This is a genomic window from Pseudomonas sp. HY13-MNA-CIBAN-0226 (assembly GCF_040310305.1).
GTDB lineage: Bacteria > Pseudomonadota > Gammaproteobacteria > Pseudomonadales > Pseudomonadaceae > Aquipseudomonas > Aquipseudomonas gregormendelii.
In genome coordinates this window covers 16,345-30,747 of the sequence record NZ_JBEOPS010000006.1, presented here as the reverse complement: position 1 = coordinate 30,747, position 14,403 = coordinate 16,345, and the positions used below count along the sequence as shown (strand labels likewise).

Here is a 14,403-nt window from a genome sequence, read left to right as displayed (position 1 = left end):
ACCCTGGTAGCAGCTGCCGCAGGCTGCGATCTTTTGATCCTAAGATTCAAGATCAAAAGATCGCAGCCTGCGGCAGCTCCTACGGGGATCTCCCTTATTTCAGGAATATCCGCAGTGCCGCGTCGCATCAGCAGAGCGCTTCAGACGTTCAGTGTTTTCGCCCTTTCCCTGGTCATCAGCGGCTGCATCGGCACCGCAGGCATCGCCCCGCAGGGCGAGGCACTGCAGGCCAATACCCTGGCCACCGACGAAGCTATCCAACACGCTGCAAAGGACGCCAACTGGCCTGTCGCTCAATGGTGGCAGGCCTACCGCGACCCTCAGTTGAATCACTGGATCGACCTGGCCCTGCAGGGCAGCCCGACCCTGGCCATCGCAGCCGCACGGGTACGCCAGGCCAGGGCCATGGCGGGTATCGCCGAATCCGCCGAGTCACTGCAGATCAACGCCGAGTCGACCCTCAAGCGCCACAACTGGCCTTCCGATCAGTTTTACGGGCCGGGCGAACTGGCCGATACCACGACCTGGGACAACAACGCCGCGCTGGGCTTCAGCTACGCCCTCGACCTCTGGGGCCGCGAGCGCAATGCCAGCGAGCGCGCCGTGGACCTGGCGCACATGAGCGCCGCCGAGGCCAGGCAGGCTCAGCTCGAATTGCAGAACAACGTCGTGCGCGCCTATATCGAATTGTCGCTGCATTACGCCCAGCGCGACATCGTGGCCGCGACGCTGCAGCAGCAACAGCAGATTCTTGAACTGGCGCAAAAGCGCCTGGACGCCGGCATCGGTACGCACTTTGAAGTCAGCCAGGCCGAAACCCCGCTGCCCGAAACCCATCGCCAACTCGACGCGCTGGACGAGGAGATCGCCCTCAGCCGCAATCAGCTGGCGGCATTGGCAGGTTTTGGGCCTGGTAACGGGGCGCAATTGCAGCGGCCGACCTTGTCCTTGGGGGCGGCGTTGAAGCTGCCATCGGCGCTGCCGGCGCAGTTGCTTGGGCAGCGGCCGGACGTGGTTGCCAGTCGCTGGCAAGTAGCGGCGCAGGCGCGGGGCATCGATGTCGCGCATGCGGGTTTCTACCCCAACGTCGACCTGGTCGGCAGCCTCGGTTACATGGCCACTGGCGGTGGGGCACTGGAGTTCCTGACCGGCAAGAAACTCAACTACAGCGTCGGTCCGGCGCTCTCGTTGCCGATCTTCGACGGCGGTCGGTTGCGGGCGCAGTTGGGTGAAGCATCGGCCGGCTATGACATCGCCGTGGCCCGCTACAACCAGACCCTGGTCAACGCCCTGAAGAACATCTCGGACCAGTTGATCCGCCGCGAGTCCATGGACAAGCAGCAGACGTTCGCCGCCGAGTCCGTGGCCGCCGCGCAGAAGACCTACGACATCGCCATGATCGCCTACCAGCGCGGTCTCACCGATTACCTCAATGTGCTCAATGCCCAGACGTTGCTGTTCAAACAGCAGCAAGTGCAGCAGCAGGTCCAGGCCGCGCGCCTGAGTGCCCACGCAGAGCTGGTGACAGCACTGGGCGGCGGGTTAGGGGCGGGCGCGGATGTGCCGCAAGACAGCCAGACCCAGGCGCCGAAAACCCCGGCCCTGCTCAGGAGCCTCTCCCATTGATCACCACACCTGCGGCAGACCCTGTGGGAGTGAGCCTGCTCGCGATGAGGGCGCATCAGTCAATGAGTGTGTTGCCTGACAAAGCGCCATCGCGAGCAGGCTCGCGCCCACAGGTTCCAAGTCGCCTGCAGGGCTTGCGTCCGACAAAATTTCATTGAGCAGGACACCATGACACCCTTGCCCGCACCGCTGCGCTGGCTGTACTCCCTCGAATGGCGCCGGGGCTTTTTTGACTGGGCGCGCAGCGATGGCGTGACCTGGGTCTACATCTTTAAAGTGCTGTTCGCCGCCTTCCTGACCCTGTGGCTGGCGATGCGCCTGGAACTGCCGCAGCCGCGCACGGCGATGATTACCGTGTTTATCGTCATGCAACCGCAGAGTGGTCAGGTGTTCGCCAAGAGCTTCTATCGCTTCCTTGGTACGCTGACGGGTTCGGCGGTGATGGTCGCACTGATTGCCCTGTTCGGGCAGAACACCGAACTGTTCCTGGGTTCGCTGGCGATCTGGGTCGGCATCTGTTCGGCTGGGGCGGCGCGTTACCGCAATTTCCGCGCGTACGGGTTTGTGCTGGCCGGCTACACCGCCGCGATGGTCGGCCTGCCGGCGCTGGCCCATCCGGACGGCGCCTTCATGGCGGCCGTCTGGCGGGTGCTGGAAATCTCCCTGGGGATTCTCTGCGCCACCCTGGTCAGCGCCGCGATCTTGCCGCAAACCGCCAGTGCGGCAATGCGCAATGCCTTGTATCAACGCTTTGGCGTGTTTGCCCTGTTCGTCACCGATGGCTTGCGCGGCCGCAGCCAGCGGGACGCGTTTGAAGCCAGCAACGTGCGGTTTATTGCTGAAGCGGTCGGCCTGGAAGGCCTGCGCAGTGTCACCGTATTCGAGGACCCGCACATGCGCCGGCGCAATGGCCGCCTCAATCGCCTGAACAGCGAGTTCATGGGCATCACCACCCGATTTAATGCCCTGCATCAGTTGCTGGAACGGCTGCGCAGCAGTGGCACCGATCACGTGGTGGCGGCCATCACCCCGGGCCTGCAGGACCTGGCCGAACTGCTCGACAACTTCAGCGGTCGCGCCCTGACCAGCCCCGATGCCGCACGCCTGGCGTTGGCTTTGGCGACCTACAAGGAGCATTTGCCAGCCCGGGTGCGCAGCTTGCGGGCAACATTCCAGGAGAGTGAACCGAGCGATTCCGAGCAGCTGGATTTTCATACCGCGTACGAGTTGCTGTATCGCTTCGTCGACGACCTGCACGGGTACGCCCAGACACACGCCTCGCTGGCCGAGCACCGCCATGCGCGGGAGCAGTGGGACGAGCCGTTCACCCCGCAGACCAACTGGCTGGCGGCGGCCGCATCAGGCATTCGCGCGGCGTTTGTGCTGGTGGTGCTGGGCAGTTACTGGGTGGCCACGGCCTGGCCGAGCGGGGCGACCATGACCCTGATTGCCGCCGCGACCATTGGCCTGTCCGCTGCCACTGCGAACCCCAAGCGCATGGCGTTTCAAATGGCCTGCGGGACCCTCCTCGGCGCGCTGATCGGTTTCATCGAGATGTTTTTCATCTTCCCCTGGATCGACGGTTTCCCGTTGCTGTGCGTGATGCTCGCGCCAGTAATCGTGCTGGGCTCGTTCCTGTCGTCGCGGCCGCAATATGCCGGTGTGGGCCTGGGCCTGCTGATCTTCTTCAGCACTGGATCTGTCCCCGATAACCTCACGGTCTACAACCCCTACACTTTCATCAACGACTACATCGCCATGGTGTTGGGCATGCTGGTGTGCGCGGCCGCCGGGGCGATCATTTTACCGCCCAACAGCCGCTGGCTGTGGCGCCGGCTGGAGCAGGACCTGCGCGGCCAGGTGGTGTTCGCCATCAGCGGCAAGCTCAAGGGCCTGGCCTCCAGTTTCGAAAGCCGCACCCGCGACCTGCTGCACCAGGCCTACGGGCTCGCGGCGGGTCAGCCTCAGGTGCAACGAGACTTGTTGCGCTGGATGTTCGTGGTGCTGGAAGTCGGCCACGCGATCATCGAGTTGCGCAAGGAGCAGGCGATCCTGCCGGTGCATCCGGCCTATGCCGAGTCCCAGCCGTGGCGCCAGGCGATTCGCGTGATGGGTCGCTCCCTGGTGCGCCTGTTCCTGCAGCCGAGCCAGAGCAATCTGGAGCGCGGCCTGATCGCCGTCGACCACGCCATCAGTCGCGTACAGGCCACCGACGAACCTTTCGCGCCGCACTTTGATACCTCGGCGCTACGTCGGGTCAAGAGCTACCTGCACTTCATCCGCACCTCGCTGCTGGACCCGCAATCGCCATTGGCCGCGTATGCCGCCACCCGGCCCCAAGGACTTGATCATGCCTCGTGAAATTGCCTTCCACGGCGTGTACATGCCGACCATGACGCTGATGTTCTTCCTCGCCGTCGCGTTGGCCTGGGCCCTGGACCGGTTCCTGTCCGGGTTCGACCTCTACCGTTTTTTCTGGCACCCGGCGTTGCTGCGCCTGAGCCTGTTTACCTGTCTGTTTGGCGCCTTGGCGCTGACTGTCTACCACTGACTCTCTGCCTTAGAGAATGCCTTGATGAAAAAGCTTTTCAGCCTGCTCGCCACGTTGCTGGTGCTGGCGCTTGCAATATGGATCGGCCGGACCCTGTGGGTGCATTACATGGACACACCCTGGACGCGCGATGGCCGGGTGCGCGCGGACATCATCAACGTTGCCGCCGATGTCACCGGGGAAGTGGTGGATGTGCCGGTGCGCGACAACCAGTTGGTTCGCAAAGGCGATCTGTTGATGCAGATCGATCCCGAGCACTACCGCATCGCGGTCAAACAGGCCCAGGCGCTGGTGGCCTCACGCAAGTCGACCTGGGAAATGCGCAAGGTCAACGCCCATCGTCGCGCCGACATGGACGCGCTGGTGATCTCCAAAGAGAACCGCGACGACGCCAGCAACATCGCCGACTCGGCCCTGGCTGATTACCAGCACGCCCAGGCGCAACTGGAAGCGGCGCAACTGAATCTCAAGCGCACCGAAGTACGTGCTGCAGTCGACGGTTATGTCACCAATCTCAACGTGCATCGTGGCGACTATGCGCGCATCGGCGAAGCAAAAATGGCCGTGGTGGATATGAACTCGTTCTGGGTCTACGGCTTCTTCGAAGAAACCAAGCTGCCCCACGTAAGGGTGGGCGACAAGGCGGACATGCAGTTGATGAGCGGCGAAGTGCTCAAGGGACATGTCGAGAGTATTTCCCGCGGCATCTACGATCGGGACAACCCGCAGAGCCGCGAGCTGATCGCCGATGTGAACCCGACCTTCAACTGGGTACGTCTGGCCCAGCGGGTGCCGGTACGGATTCACATCGACGAGGTACCGGAGGGGGTGCTGTTGGCGGCGGGGATTACCTGTACGGTGATCGTCAACAACGGACTCTGAAACGCTACGTATTGCTGGGTCGACTCGGTATCAGAGCTGCCCACGCAACCCGAACCGCTTCATCAACCCCGACTCCAGCAATCCCTTGGGCAACAACCCCGCCAGCAACGGCAACGCCCGGCTGCCATTGCCCAACCGCAGCAGTCGCGGTGGTTTGTTTTGTTGCACAGCCTTGAGCAGCCCCGCCGCAAATTCAGTGGCCGGGGTCGGGTTGTCTTGCGAGGCCTTGGCCCGCGCACGAATGCCTTCACGCAGCGGCCACCACGGTGATTGCTCGGTGATCAATTGTTCGGCTTCATGGCCGGCATTCTTCGCGAAGCTGGACTCGATTGCGCCCGGCTGAACTTCCATGACGCGGATACCAAACGGCGCCAGTTCCATGCGCAGCGCATCGCTCAAGGCATGTACCGCGGCCTTCGACGCACAGTAGGCGCCGGCGAATGGTGTCACCAGCACCCCGGATACGCTGCCGATATTCACCACCAGGCCTTTGGTGCGACGCAGCACCGGAAACATTGCGCGGGTGACACCGACAATCGCGAACACATTGGTTTCGAACTGGCGCTGCATCGCCGCCACACCGCCATCGAGCAGCGGCCCCATGGCGCCATACCCGGCGTTGTTGATCAGCACATCGAGGCCGCCGCGCTCCTGGTTGATCCGTGCACTCAATACCTCCAGCGCCGCAGCGTCGTTGACGTCCAGCTGCACGGCGGTAAAGCCGGCAGCGCTCAACGCGGCCACGTCTTCGGGTTTGCGGGCACTGGCCCAGACTTCGTAACCGGCCGCCTTGAAGGCGTCGGCCAGGGCGCGGCCAATGCCGCTGGAACAACCGGTAATCAACGCAATCGGCATGACGCAGTCCTTGTGCAGGAGAAAGTGGAGAGGTCAGTCGGAGAAACTGCCTTGCAGACGCTCGGCGCGAAACTCGAGGGTTTCCGGGCGATAACCGGGACGCAACGGCGGCATGGGCAAACAGTCTTCCCAGTTGCCACCGGCCTGCAATTCGCCAGGGCCACGGTAGCGCGGTGCGGTGTATTGGTTGTCGGCGAGGTTGACCGTGTCGCCCGGCGCATAGGCGCCGACACGCCAGCGCAGTTCGGTCAGCGGCACGTCGTTGGCGTTGTTCATGGTCAGGTGCAACGGCCGGTCTGCGGGGCAGCTCTGTGGTGCATAGCTGATACGTAGCTCCAGGCGTTCGAGTTGCTTGAGCTCGCGATGATCCATCCAGATGACCCAGGTGGCCACGAGGCCCAGCCCAACGGCGGCCGCCAGGGACACCGGCAAGGCTTTGGCGGGGTAGCGCAGGAGCAGGACCAGCCAGGTAATGACCAGCAGGACGCCGATAAACATGACGCGAAACCTCAGGGTTAGAGGACGTCATCCTACCTAAGCGCAGGGGAGGTTGGCGATGGGCAGTGCCAAAGTCAAAAGATCGCAGCCTTCGGCAGCTCCTACATGGCGGCGCGCACCCTGTAGGAGCTGCCGAAGGCTGCGATCTTTTGATCTTGATGGATTACAAAAAAGCCCCCGACCAACCCGCTGCGGATGGGGATTCGCAGCGGTCTGGGCGGGGGCTTCCTGTTTTGCTGAACGCTTACTGCGCGATGGTTTTCACCGACACGCCACGCTCGATCGGGGTGGAGCGACCGTAGATATCTTCAAACCGCTCGATATCGTCTTCGCCCAGGTAGCTGCCCGATTGCACTTCGATGATCTCGAGTGGAATCTTGCCCGGGTTGCGCAAGCGGTGAACCGAAGCGATCGGAATGTAGGTCGACTGGTTCTCGCACAGCAGGAACACGTTGTCGTCGCAGGTCACTTCCGCCGTGCCGCTGACCACGATCCAGTGTTCGGCGCGGTGGTGGTGCATCTGCAGTGACAGGCACGCGCCCGGCTTGACCGAGATGTGCTTGACCTGGAAGCGTCCACCCATGTCGACCGAGTCGTAGGAACCCCACGGGCGATAGACCTCGCAGTGGTTCTGCGTTTCGCTGCGACCCTGCTCGTTGAGGGTATTGACCATCTGTTTCACGCCCTGGACCGAGTCCTTGTGCGCGATCATCATGGCGTCCTTGGTTTCGACCACCACGATGTTTTCCAGGCCGATCACCGACACCAGTTTGCCGTTGCCGTGGATCATGCAGTTCTTGCTGTCCTGGATCACCACGTCGCCTTTGGTGACGTTGCCGTTGGCGTCCTTCTCGTTGACCTCCCACAGCGACGACCAGCAGCCGACGTCGCTCCAGCCGGCCGTGAGTGGCACGACGCAGGCGCGTTGGGTTTTTTCCATCACCGAGTAATCGATGGAATTGTCCGGGCAGCAGGCGAAGGTGGCTTCGTCGAAGGTGATGGTGTCCGCGTCCTGTTCGCTGCGCTCAAGGGTCAGCAGGCAGGTGTCGTAGATGTCCGGATCGTGCTTCTTCAGCTCTTCGAGGAAACGGCTGGCGCGGAACAGGAACATGCCGCTGTTCCAGAAATAACCGCCGGACTGGACAAACTCGGTGGCGCGTTTCACGTCCGGTTTCTCGACGAATTGCGAGACGCGGCTGACGCCTTCGGGCAGCAGCGAATCATTGGTCGACTTGATGTAGCCGTAGCCGGTTTCCGGTTTGGTGGCCGGCACGCCGAACAGCACCATTTCGCCGTTTTCCGCAGCGACTGTCGCCAGGGCGAGGGCTCGCTGCAGGGCTTTCTGGTCTTCGAGCACGTGGTCGGCCGGCAGCACCAGCATCAACTCATCGCGACCCTCGTTGATCAGCATCATCGCGGTCAAGGCTACCGCAGGCGCGGTGTTGCGACCGAACGGCTCCATGAGGATGCGCTGGGTCTCCAGCTTGCGGGCACTGAGCTGTTCGTTGACGATGAAGCGGTGGTCCTTGTTGCAGACCACGATCGGGGTGTCCATGCCATCGAACACCAGGCGTTCCAGGGTTTGCTGGAACAGCGTGTGCTCGCCGGTCAGGGCGAGGAACTGCTTGGGGAATTGCTTACGCGAAAGCGGCCAAAGACGTGAGCCGCTACCACCTGACAAGATCACCGGAATCATGTTGTTACTCCTTGAAAATCGTTTGGTTAGAGCTACGAACGCTGTGTCGTTTCACTCTTGTTTTTGTTCCGTGTCAGAAGGTCGACGCAGCTCCTACAGGGGCCCGTTTCAAGGCCCCGGTGGGTGTCAGCCTTCCGAAAAAATGATTAGCGCGTCGAAACCGGGCGTTTTACCCAGACTGGCGACAGGCTGCTGCCTTTGCCGGTGACGTACAGCACGGCGGCTTCACCGCGTTCCAGGGCAACCGGTTTCACGTCGCCGACTTTGGTGGCGCCGTCGTACAGGGCCAGGCTGACTTTGACCGGGTTGATTTCACGCTCGCCACGGCCCTTGGCCGCCACGGACGGCACAACTTCAGTCTTGCCGTCAGCCGTTTTCAGGGTCAGGGCCTTGTCGCTCAGGTTTTGCACGCGTACCAGGGATTTCTGCTTGTTCTTGAACGGCGGTTCTTCGATCAGTTGCGGCGCGCCGCTGGCGTTGTTGACCAGGGTGTAATAGTGGTCACCGGCCAGTTTTACCGGCAGCGACTGGCTGCCGACCTTGGCGCTGTAGTCGCCGCCCGGCATGAAGCTGAAGTCAGTGCTGGACAGCGGCGCGACTTCGGCCAGGTTGGTGCTGCCGACGGTGGCGCTGACTTCAGCATTACCTGCGTTGTAGACACGCACGAAGCTCGAGCCTTTCGGTGCGGTCGGGCCGTAGAGCGCGGAGTCGCCACCGGCGAATGCGTTCATCGACAGGACGCTGAAGGTCGCGGCCAGTGCAAAGGTCTTGGCGAGACGACGAGGAGTTGTAGTGAAAGTCATGGTAGTACCTCTCTCTTTCAGTTTTGCGCCCGGTCGGGCGTCTCGGATTTAGTGTTTGCGGCTACGTTTTGTTGGCGGGCGCCGGCTTGTTTAAGCTCTGCGACCCACTGCGGGTCGGCGTCACCGATTTCGTTGTTCACAGGCAGATAACGTTCAGGAAACTCCCAGATCAGCACCTGTGGCGGGCTGTTCTTGAAAGCGTCGCTTTTGAGGTAGGTGAGCATCGGCAGAATCGGGCCATGGCCGTCTTCGGCGTAATTGACCACGTCGCTGTTGAGCGCCTGTTTCAGCGCGCCGACGAAGTTCCAGTTCGGGTTGGCGCTGTAGCTGGTGCCAATCAACGCCACGGGAACTTCGGTGTTGGCGAACAGGGCGTCATCACCGGCTGGCTGCTCGCCAGTGGCGACCGTGTTGCGCTTCTGCAACGGCTCTTGTGCCGGCATCAGGTTTTCGAACAGCGGGTCCAGCGGCAGGAACAGGCGCAGGTCGCCTTTGTGGGTGACTTTCTCCCCTGGCTGGGTGACGAAGTGTTGCGGTTCGCCGCTCAGCGGGAACTTGGCGGTAATGGTTTTGGCCAGGGTTTCGGCAGCCACTTGCGCGCCTTCCGGCGTCCAGTGAGTGTCGGTGCGCAGGAACACTTGCTCACCCCTGAGCTTGGCCTGGTTGAACGGGCCGAGCAGGTCCGGGGCGAGGATCTTGTTGGCTGCCACGCGGGCGTGGAAGTCCTGGTACAGGTTGCCGTGAATGCTCGAGGGCTTCACGTCACCCAGGTGCTCCGGATACAGGCGCGCCTTGGCCGGCACGATCGCCATCACCAGTTTCACGCCTTTGTCTTTCAAGGTCTGGCGTACGCCTTCGACCAGCGCGTAGTTGCCTTGCAGGTTCAACTCTTCGTTGACGATCGGGTTGAACTCTTCATCGCTGTACAGCCATTGATCGCGACCGAGCACCACGCCCGGACGACCTTCGTTGAACAGTTTGAAGTCCAGCGCAGCCCACAGGTTGGTGCCCAGGCGCTTGATCGGGAACTCTTCGTCGTAGTGCGTCTCGACCGCTTTGGCCCAGCGCCCGTTGAGTACCGTGGTTTCGGCGTTGGTGCTGAAGCCCAGGAAGCTGCGCGTGGACCACAGCCCCAGGACCACCAGGATCACCATGAACAGGGCGATGTAGAACAGACGTAATGAGCGGGTCATGGTCAGATCCCTCAGAACTGGAAGTAAAGGAACGGCGAGAAGCTTTGCGCCGACAGTTTGAAAATCGAGGCAATGAACAGCAGCAGTACCAGGGTGCGCATCACGTAACGCGACCAGTCAGCGGTCCAGTAGGCCGGTTGCACGGTGGCTTCAACGCCAACGGTGTAGCCGGGTTCGTGGATGCTGGCCGGGTTGTCGCCCGGTACGGCCTTGATCATTCCAGGGGTGGCAGTCGCCGGGCCTTCGGCCGTAGCGTCCACCGCAGGTTTGGACTTTTCAGGCGGCAGGTTGCTGTAGAAATCACGAATGCCGAAGAACGCCAGGGTGGCGTAGGCCACGAACAGGGTCGCCACTTGCAGGCCGGTGAGGCTGGCCTGGTTGAGTTCCGACAGCGACCACTCGCCGAAGCTGAACATCGCACCGTACATGCGACCGGCGACGTGCAGGTTTTCCGAGCGGAAGATGACCCAGCCCATGACCACCAGCAGGAACGTCAGGGCCCAGCGGATCGGGTTGATGCTGCGTGGCGAGGTATTCAGACCCAGGGCCTTTTCGATCGCCAGCCACATGCCGTGCCATGCACCCCAGATGATGTAGGTGATGTTCGCACCGTGCCACAGACCACCGAGCAGCATGGTCAGGAACAGGTTGCGATAGGTCGTCAGCGTGCCTTTGCGGTTACCGCCCAGGGTGATGTACAGGTAGTCACGCAGCCAGGTGGACAGGCTGATGTGCCAGCGCCGCCAGAACTCGGTGATCGACTGGCTGATGTACGGCTGCTTGAAGTTTTCCATGAAGCGGAAACCCATCATCAAGCCCAGGCCGATGGCCATGTCGCTGTAGCCGGAGAAGTCGAAATACAGTTGCGCGGTGTAGGCCAGGGCGCCGAGCCAGGCGTCGCCGGTTGTCGGGTTCTGCAAGGCAAAGCAGTGGTCGGCGACCACTGCCAGGGTGTCGGCGATGAAGACTTTCTTGATGAAACCCTGCATGAACCGCGTGCAGCCCTCGGAAAACTTGTCGAGGGTGTGGGTGCGGTTGTTGAACTGATCGGCGAGGTCGCGAAAACGCAGGACCGGGCCGGCAATCAGGTGCGGGAAGATCGCCACGAAAGCGGCAAAGTCGATCAGGTTGCGTGTCGCCGGGGTATCACCGCGATAGACGTCGATGATGTAGCTGATGGACTCGAAGATGTAGAACGAGATACCGATCGGCAGCAGCACGTGGGTCAGGATGAAGGGCGACAGGCCGACCGAGGTCATCATCGCATTGATGCTGTCGACGCCAAAGTTGGCGTACTTGAAGTAGCCCAGAATGCACAGGTCGACAGCCACGCCGAGCAGCAGCCAGCGCTGTGCCGGTTTGGTACGCACGCCGGCGGCGCCGACTTTGAGGCCGATCCAGTAGTTCCACAGCGTGACGGCTGCGAACAGTGCAAGGAAGTCCACGCGCCACCAGGCATAGAACACGTAACTGGCGAGCAGCAGCAGCAGGTTGCGATAGCGTATTCCGCTCAGATAGTACATGCCGAGAAAGATCGGCAAGAACAGAAACAGGAACACATTGGATGAAAATACCATCCCGATCTCTCCGTGTTTAACCAACATTCAAGGGCCAACGGCCCCCCCAAACCCCCCACGAACAACCGGGGGGTTAACCCAAAAAACCCAAACTCGACACTGACCCTACGGGGCTATGTGCGGCTCTATGAGCCTTTGCCTTTTTCGCTGGCCGGGTCGTAGACCCTGGTCAGGTCACCCCCCAGCCGGAACGTCTTGAACGGTTGCATCTCGCGCTTCTTCTCAAGCACATCAGGGGAGCAGGTGTAGAGCGTGCAGAACGGTTCCAGCCAGGCGAATTTCGAGTCGACCTTGAGGTCGGTCATGTCCTGTTCCTTGCCGTTCTTCTTCTCAAATGCCTCAGGGTCTTCAACCCCGGCGAGCACTCGATCACCCAGGCGTTTGAGCGCGCCGTTGTTTTCCTGACGCACGTCCACACCGTTGACCAGCGCAAAACTGGCGATCATCGACAGCGGCGGCAGGGCGTAGTTGTGATAGGCGAGGGCGCGTTGCTGACGCTTCATTTCGTTAGGCAGGAAGCCATCGGCATCGACCTGATTGGCACCGACCTTGTATTCCTTCACGGCCCAGTCGAACAGGTCGCGGCGGTTGGTGGCGATGGAAGTTGCCATCACCGACCAGGCGGACCAGTAAGAGTGGTTGTTGGTTTTTTCCAGCGGCAGGTTGTCCCAGTCGCTCACCACCTGATCAGCCATCTTGCTGAACCAGGCCTCGATCAACTGCGACTCCTGCTGATGGTTCGCCAGCGGATGCGAGTCGGAGAATTTCAGGTGGATGTACGAAGACGCCATGCTGCCCAGCGCCCATTTGCGCATGGACTTGCCGGTGTGGTTGAAGTCCTTGGACATCAACGCATCGGCCTTGGCCCACGCGGTCAACCAGTTGAGCGTGCATTCGAGCTGTTCCGGGCGACCGTCACGCATGAACTGCATCACGCGCTTGCTGGTGCCGCGCTCGATCTTGGTGATATCTGCAGTGGTGTCGCGGAAGGCTTTTTCCGATGCTTTGTTCAGGGTCGAACGGGCCTTGTCGGAGCCTTCGTACTTGCTGCGAAATTGCAGCGAGCCGGTGTAGGGCGTCGGCATGGCATCACAGCCATCCTTGAAGTCGCCGGTCTTCACTTTCTCGATCGGCGCGAAGTAACCCTGGGGCGGCCGCAGTGGTGCGGCGGCCTGGGTGGCGCCGGCGAACATCGCCAGCGTCAGCAGAGAAGGTGCGAGCAACTTCTTCAGCGTTCGCGATTGCATGCATGTCATAAGAGGTAACCTCATTGCCCGGCTTGAGCGGTACGCTGCCCAGCGCCAGGGAACACGTTGCGTTTGCAGATTTTCGCTTCGACTTTCTGCGGCGCGGCACCTGCTTCAGGGCCCTGGACTTCGACGGCCAGCAAATTCTGCGAGGCCCAGTCTTCGTCCGTGCGCAACTCGAAGGCGAAACGCCCGTCGGTGTCGGATGTTTCCGGTTTGTCGATCTTGATGTCCTCGTGGCGACCGTTCATGTACCAGAGGGTGGCTTGCAGGGTTTTCACCGATGGATCAGCGAACCGGATGTCAACCTGGTGGCTGCTGTTTTGCAGGTTCAGGTTCTTGCTGTTGACCATCAATTCGTTCTTGCCCGGCTTCAATGTAGTGCTGCCGGTCATCTGTGCTTCCTTGCCTTCGCAACCGTTATCCAGCAGCGCCATCATCTGGCGGTAGATGGTTTCCTGGTCGAGGCGATAGAGCGGCGAGAATTCCCAGATCAGGATCTTCGGGGGCTTGGTCTGGAATTCTTCGCTGCCCAGGTACTGCAGCATCGAACCTTCCAGGCCACCGCCAGGGAACGCTACGTTGAGGATGTCAGCGCCGATGGCCTCTTGAAGGAAACCGGCGAAGTTGTAGTTCTTGCCACTGTGACTGGTACCGACCAGGGTGATCTCCGGATTACCGGAGTCGCTGAACAGATCGCCATCGGCGGCTTCGCCTTTGGGTTCCGTGGTGAATTGATCCATGTACTGGATGGCGTAACTGGTGCCGCAGAGTTGACCGGCCATATTGTGTAATGTTCCGGTCTTGCCCATGCGACCCGACTTATGGGTCTCGAATTCACGCTTGGGAATGTCGGCAAAGGCAGGAATCTGCTTGACCTTCTCGGCCACGATTTTCGCCGTGCGCTGGGCGCCATACGGGGTCCAGTGCTGGTCGCCGCGGAAGTAGAAATCGTGGGCGGGCAGGGTGTCGGGCAGCGATTCGTTGGTCAGCGGCGACAGATCCGGCACTACGTAGCCCATTTGCGCGAAACGCCCGAGCATGGTCTTGTAGTTCTTCAGCGCCTTGTCGAAATCGAACTGGGCTTTATCCTGCGGATTGAGCTTGTTGCGGTTCACCAGGCCACGGGTGGGCTGGTACACGACCACCAGCTCGACGCCTTTACTCTTGAACGCATCGTGCAGTTGCTGCATGCGCTTGTAGCCGGCTGGCGTGGTGTCGAACTCGGTGCGCAAGTCTTCCTGCGTACGGAACAGCCAGTCGCCCTGGGCCTGCACCAGCGTGGTGAAGTTCTGCTGGTAACGCGTGGTGTAGTTCTTCGCGTCATGGGCTTCGGGGCACAGGTTGCAGCAAGGTTCGGCAGTAAAATCCGGCGCCTTGAGCTCGTCGGCGCGTACACCGTTGCTGGCAGCGAGAATCCCCAGGGTCAGGCCCGACAGGCTGAGTAATTTGATCAAGTGTGGGTGCATAAAATT

12 protein-coding genes are annotated in these 14,403 nt (G+C 61.3%); 4 read left to right on the top strand and 8 right to left on the bottom strand.

The genetic code is table 11. From position 1 onward, the window contains the following. Positions 1-114 precede the first annotated feature (114 nt). The 4 genes from AAEZ05_RS08100 to AAEZ05_RS08085 all read left to right on the top strand — a co-directional run bounded on the left by AAEZ05_RS08100 (position 115) and on the right by AAEZ05_RS08085 (position 5,059). Complete coding sequence (locus AAEZ05_RS08100) at positions 115-1,626, top strand: efflux transporter outer membrane subunit (RefSeq protein WP_350646897.1); 1,512 nt, start codon at positions 115-117, stop codon at positions 1,624-1,626. A 168-nt stretch (positions 1,627-1,794) separates the two neighbouring features. After that, complete coding sequence (locus AAEZ05_RS08095) at positions 1,795-3,987, top strand: FUSC family protein (RefSeq protein WP_045061387.1); 2,193 nt, start codon at positions 1,795-1,797, stop codon at positions 3,985-3,987. Then, entirely contained in the window at positions 3,977-4,177 is a 201-nt protein-coding gene (locus AAEZ05_RS08090) for a DUF1656 domain-containing protein (RefSeq protein ID WP_045061386.1), read from the top strand. The genes AAEZ05_RS08095 and AAEZ05_RS08090 overlap by 11 nt, the downstream gene beginning before the upstream one ends. A 24-nt stretch (positions 4,178-4,201) precedes the next feature. Further along, positions 4,202-5,059, top strand: a complete 858-nt coding sequence (locus AAEZ05_RS08085; RefSeq protein ID WP_045061385.1) for an efflux RND transporter periplasmic adaptor subunit — start codon at positions 4,202-4,204, stop codon at positions 5,057-5,059. Between the two features lie 30 nt (positions 5,060-5,089). On the opposite strand, the gene AAEZ05_RS08080 is transcribed toward AAEZ05_RS08085, so the two are convergent. The 8 genes from AAEZ05_RS08080 to AAEZ05_RS08045 all read right to left on the bottom strand — a co-directional run bounded on the left by AAEZ05_RS08080 (position 5,090) and on the right by AAEZ05_RS08045 (position 14,397). Beyond that, the gene (locus tag AAEZ05_RS08080) at positions 5,090-5,914 is read right to left on the bottom strand and encodes an SDR family oxidoreductase (RefSeq protein WP_045061384.1); all 825 of its coding nucleotides are present in this window, start codon (positions 5,912-5,914) and stop codon (positions 5,090-5,092) included. Positions 5,915-5,947: 33 nt separating this feature from the next. Beyond that, the gene (locus tag AAEZ05_RS08075) at positions 5,948-6,412 is read right to left on the bottom strand and encodes a multidrug transporter (RefSeq protein ID WP_045061383.1); all 465 of its coding nucleotides are present in this window, start codon (positions 6,410-6,412) and stop codon (positions 5,948-5,950) included. A 244-nt stretch (positions 6,413-6,656) separates the two neighbouring features. After that, on the bottom strand, positions 6,657-8,108 hold the full coding sequence (locus tag AAEZ05_RS08070) for a mannose-1-phosphate guanylyltransferase/mannose-6-phosphate isomerase (RefSeq protein WP_045061382.1): 1,452 nt from the start codon (positions 8,106-8,108) through the stop codon (positions 6,657-6,659). A gap of 146 nt (positions 8,109-8,254) precedes the next feature. Beyond that, positions 8,255-8,911 carry an alginate O-acetyltransferase AlgF gene (locus tag AAEZ05_RS08065; RefSeq protein WP_045061381.1) on the bottom strand — a complete coding sequence of 219 codons (657 nt, stop codon included), beginning with the start codon at positions 8,909-8,911 and terminating at the stop codon, positions 8,255-8,257. 17 nt (positions 8,912-8,928) lie between these two features. Then, positions 8,929-10,104: an alginate O-acetyltransferase gene (locus tag AAEZ05_RS08060; RefSeq protein WP_045061380.1), complete on the bottom strand. Its 1,176-nt coding sequence runs from the start codon at positions 10,102-10,104 to the stop codon at positions 8,929-8,931. A gap of 11 nt (positions 10,105-10,115) precedes the next feature. Then, positions 10,116-11,681, bottom strand: a complete 1,566-nt coding sequence (locus AAEZ05_RS08055; protein WP_045061379.1) for an MBOAT family O-acyltransferase — start codon at positions 11,679-11,681, stop codon at positions 10,116-10,118. 125 nt (positions 11,682-11,806) lie between these two features. Continuing rightward, a complete protein-coding gene (locus tag AAEZ05_RS08050; protein ID WP_045061378.1) occupies positions 11,807-12,937 on the bottom strand; it encodes a mannuronate-specific alginate lyase in 1,131 nt (376 codons plus the stop codon). Between the two features lie 11 nt (positions 12,938-12,948). Then, positions 12,949-14,397, bottom strand: coding sequence for an alginate O-acetyltransferase (locus AAEZ05_RS08045; RefSeq protein ID WP_205892991.1), 1,449 nt, complete (start codon positions 14,395-14,397; stop codon positions 12,949-12,951). Positions 14,398-14,403: the final 6 nt, after the last annotated feature.

Bases quoted from the DNA above. Each gene is read 5' to 3' on its own strand.
- AAEZ05_RS08095 (WP_045061387.1), top strand. From the start codon at position 1,795: ATGACACCCTTGCCCGCACCGCTGCGCTGGCTGTACTCCCTCGAATGG.
- AAEZ05_RS08090 (WP_045061386.1), top strand. From the start codon at position 3,977: ATGCCTCGTGAAATTGCCTTCCACGGCGTGTACATGCCGACCATGACG.
- AAEZ05_RS08085 (WP_045061385.1), top strand. From the start codon at position 4,202: ATGAAAAAGCTTTTCAGCCTGCTCGCCACGTTGCTGGTGCTGGCGCTT.
- AAEZ05_RS08080 (WP_045061384.1), bottom strand. From the start codon at position 5,914: ATGCCGATTGCGTTGATTACCGGTTGTTCCAGCGGCATTGGCCGCGCC.
- AAEZ05_RS08075 (WP_045061383.1), bottom strand. From the start codon at position 6,412: ATGTTTATCGGCGTCCTGCTGGTCATTACCTGGCTGGTCCTGCTCCTG.
- AAEZ05_RS08070 (WP_045061382.1), bottom strand. From the start codon at position 8,108: ATGATTCCGGTGATCTTGTCAGGTGGTAGCGGCTCACGTCTTTGGCCG.
- AAEZ05_RS08065 (WP_045061381.1), bottom strand. From the start codon at position 8,911: ATGACTTTCACTACAACTCCTCGTCGTCTCGCCAAGACCTTTGCACTG.
- AAEZ05_RS08060 (WP_045061380.1), bottom strand. From the start codon at position 10,104: ATGACCCGCTCATTACGTCTGTTCTACATCGCCCTGTTCATGGTGATC.
- AAEZ05_RS08055 (WP_045061379.1), bottom strand. From the start codon at position 11,681: ATGGTATTTTCATCCAATGTGTTCCTGTTTCTGTTCTTGCCGATCTTT.
- AAEZ05_RS08050 (WP_045061378.1), bottom strand. From the start codon at position 12,937: ATGACATGCATGCAATCGCGAACGCTGAAGAAGTTGCTCGCACCTTCT.
- AAEZ05_RS08045 (WP_205892991.1), bottom strand. From the start codon at position 14,397: ATGCACCCACACTTGATCAAATTACTCAGCCTGTCGGGCCTGACCCTG.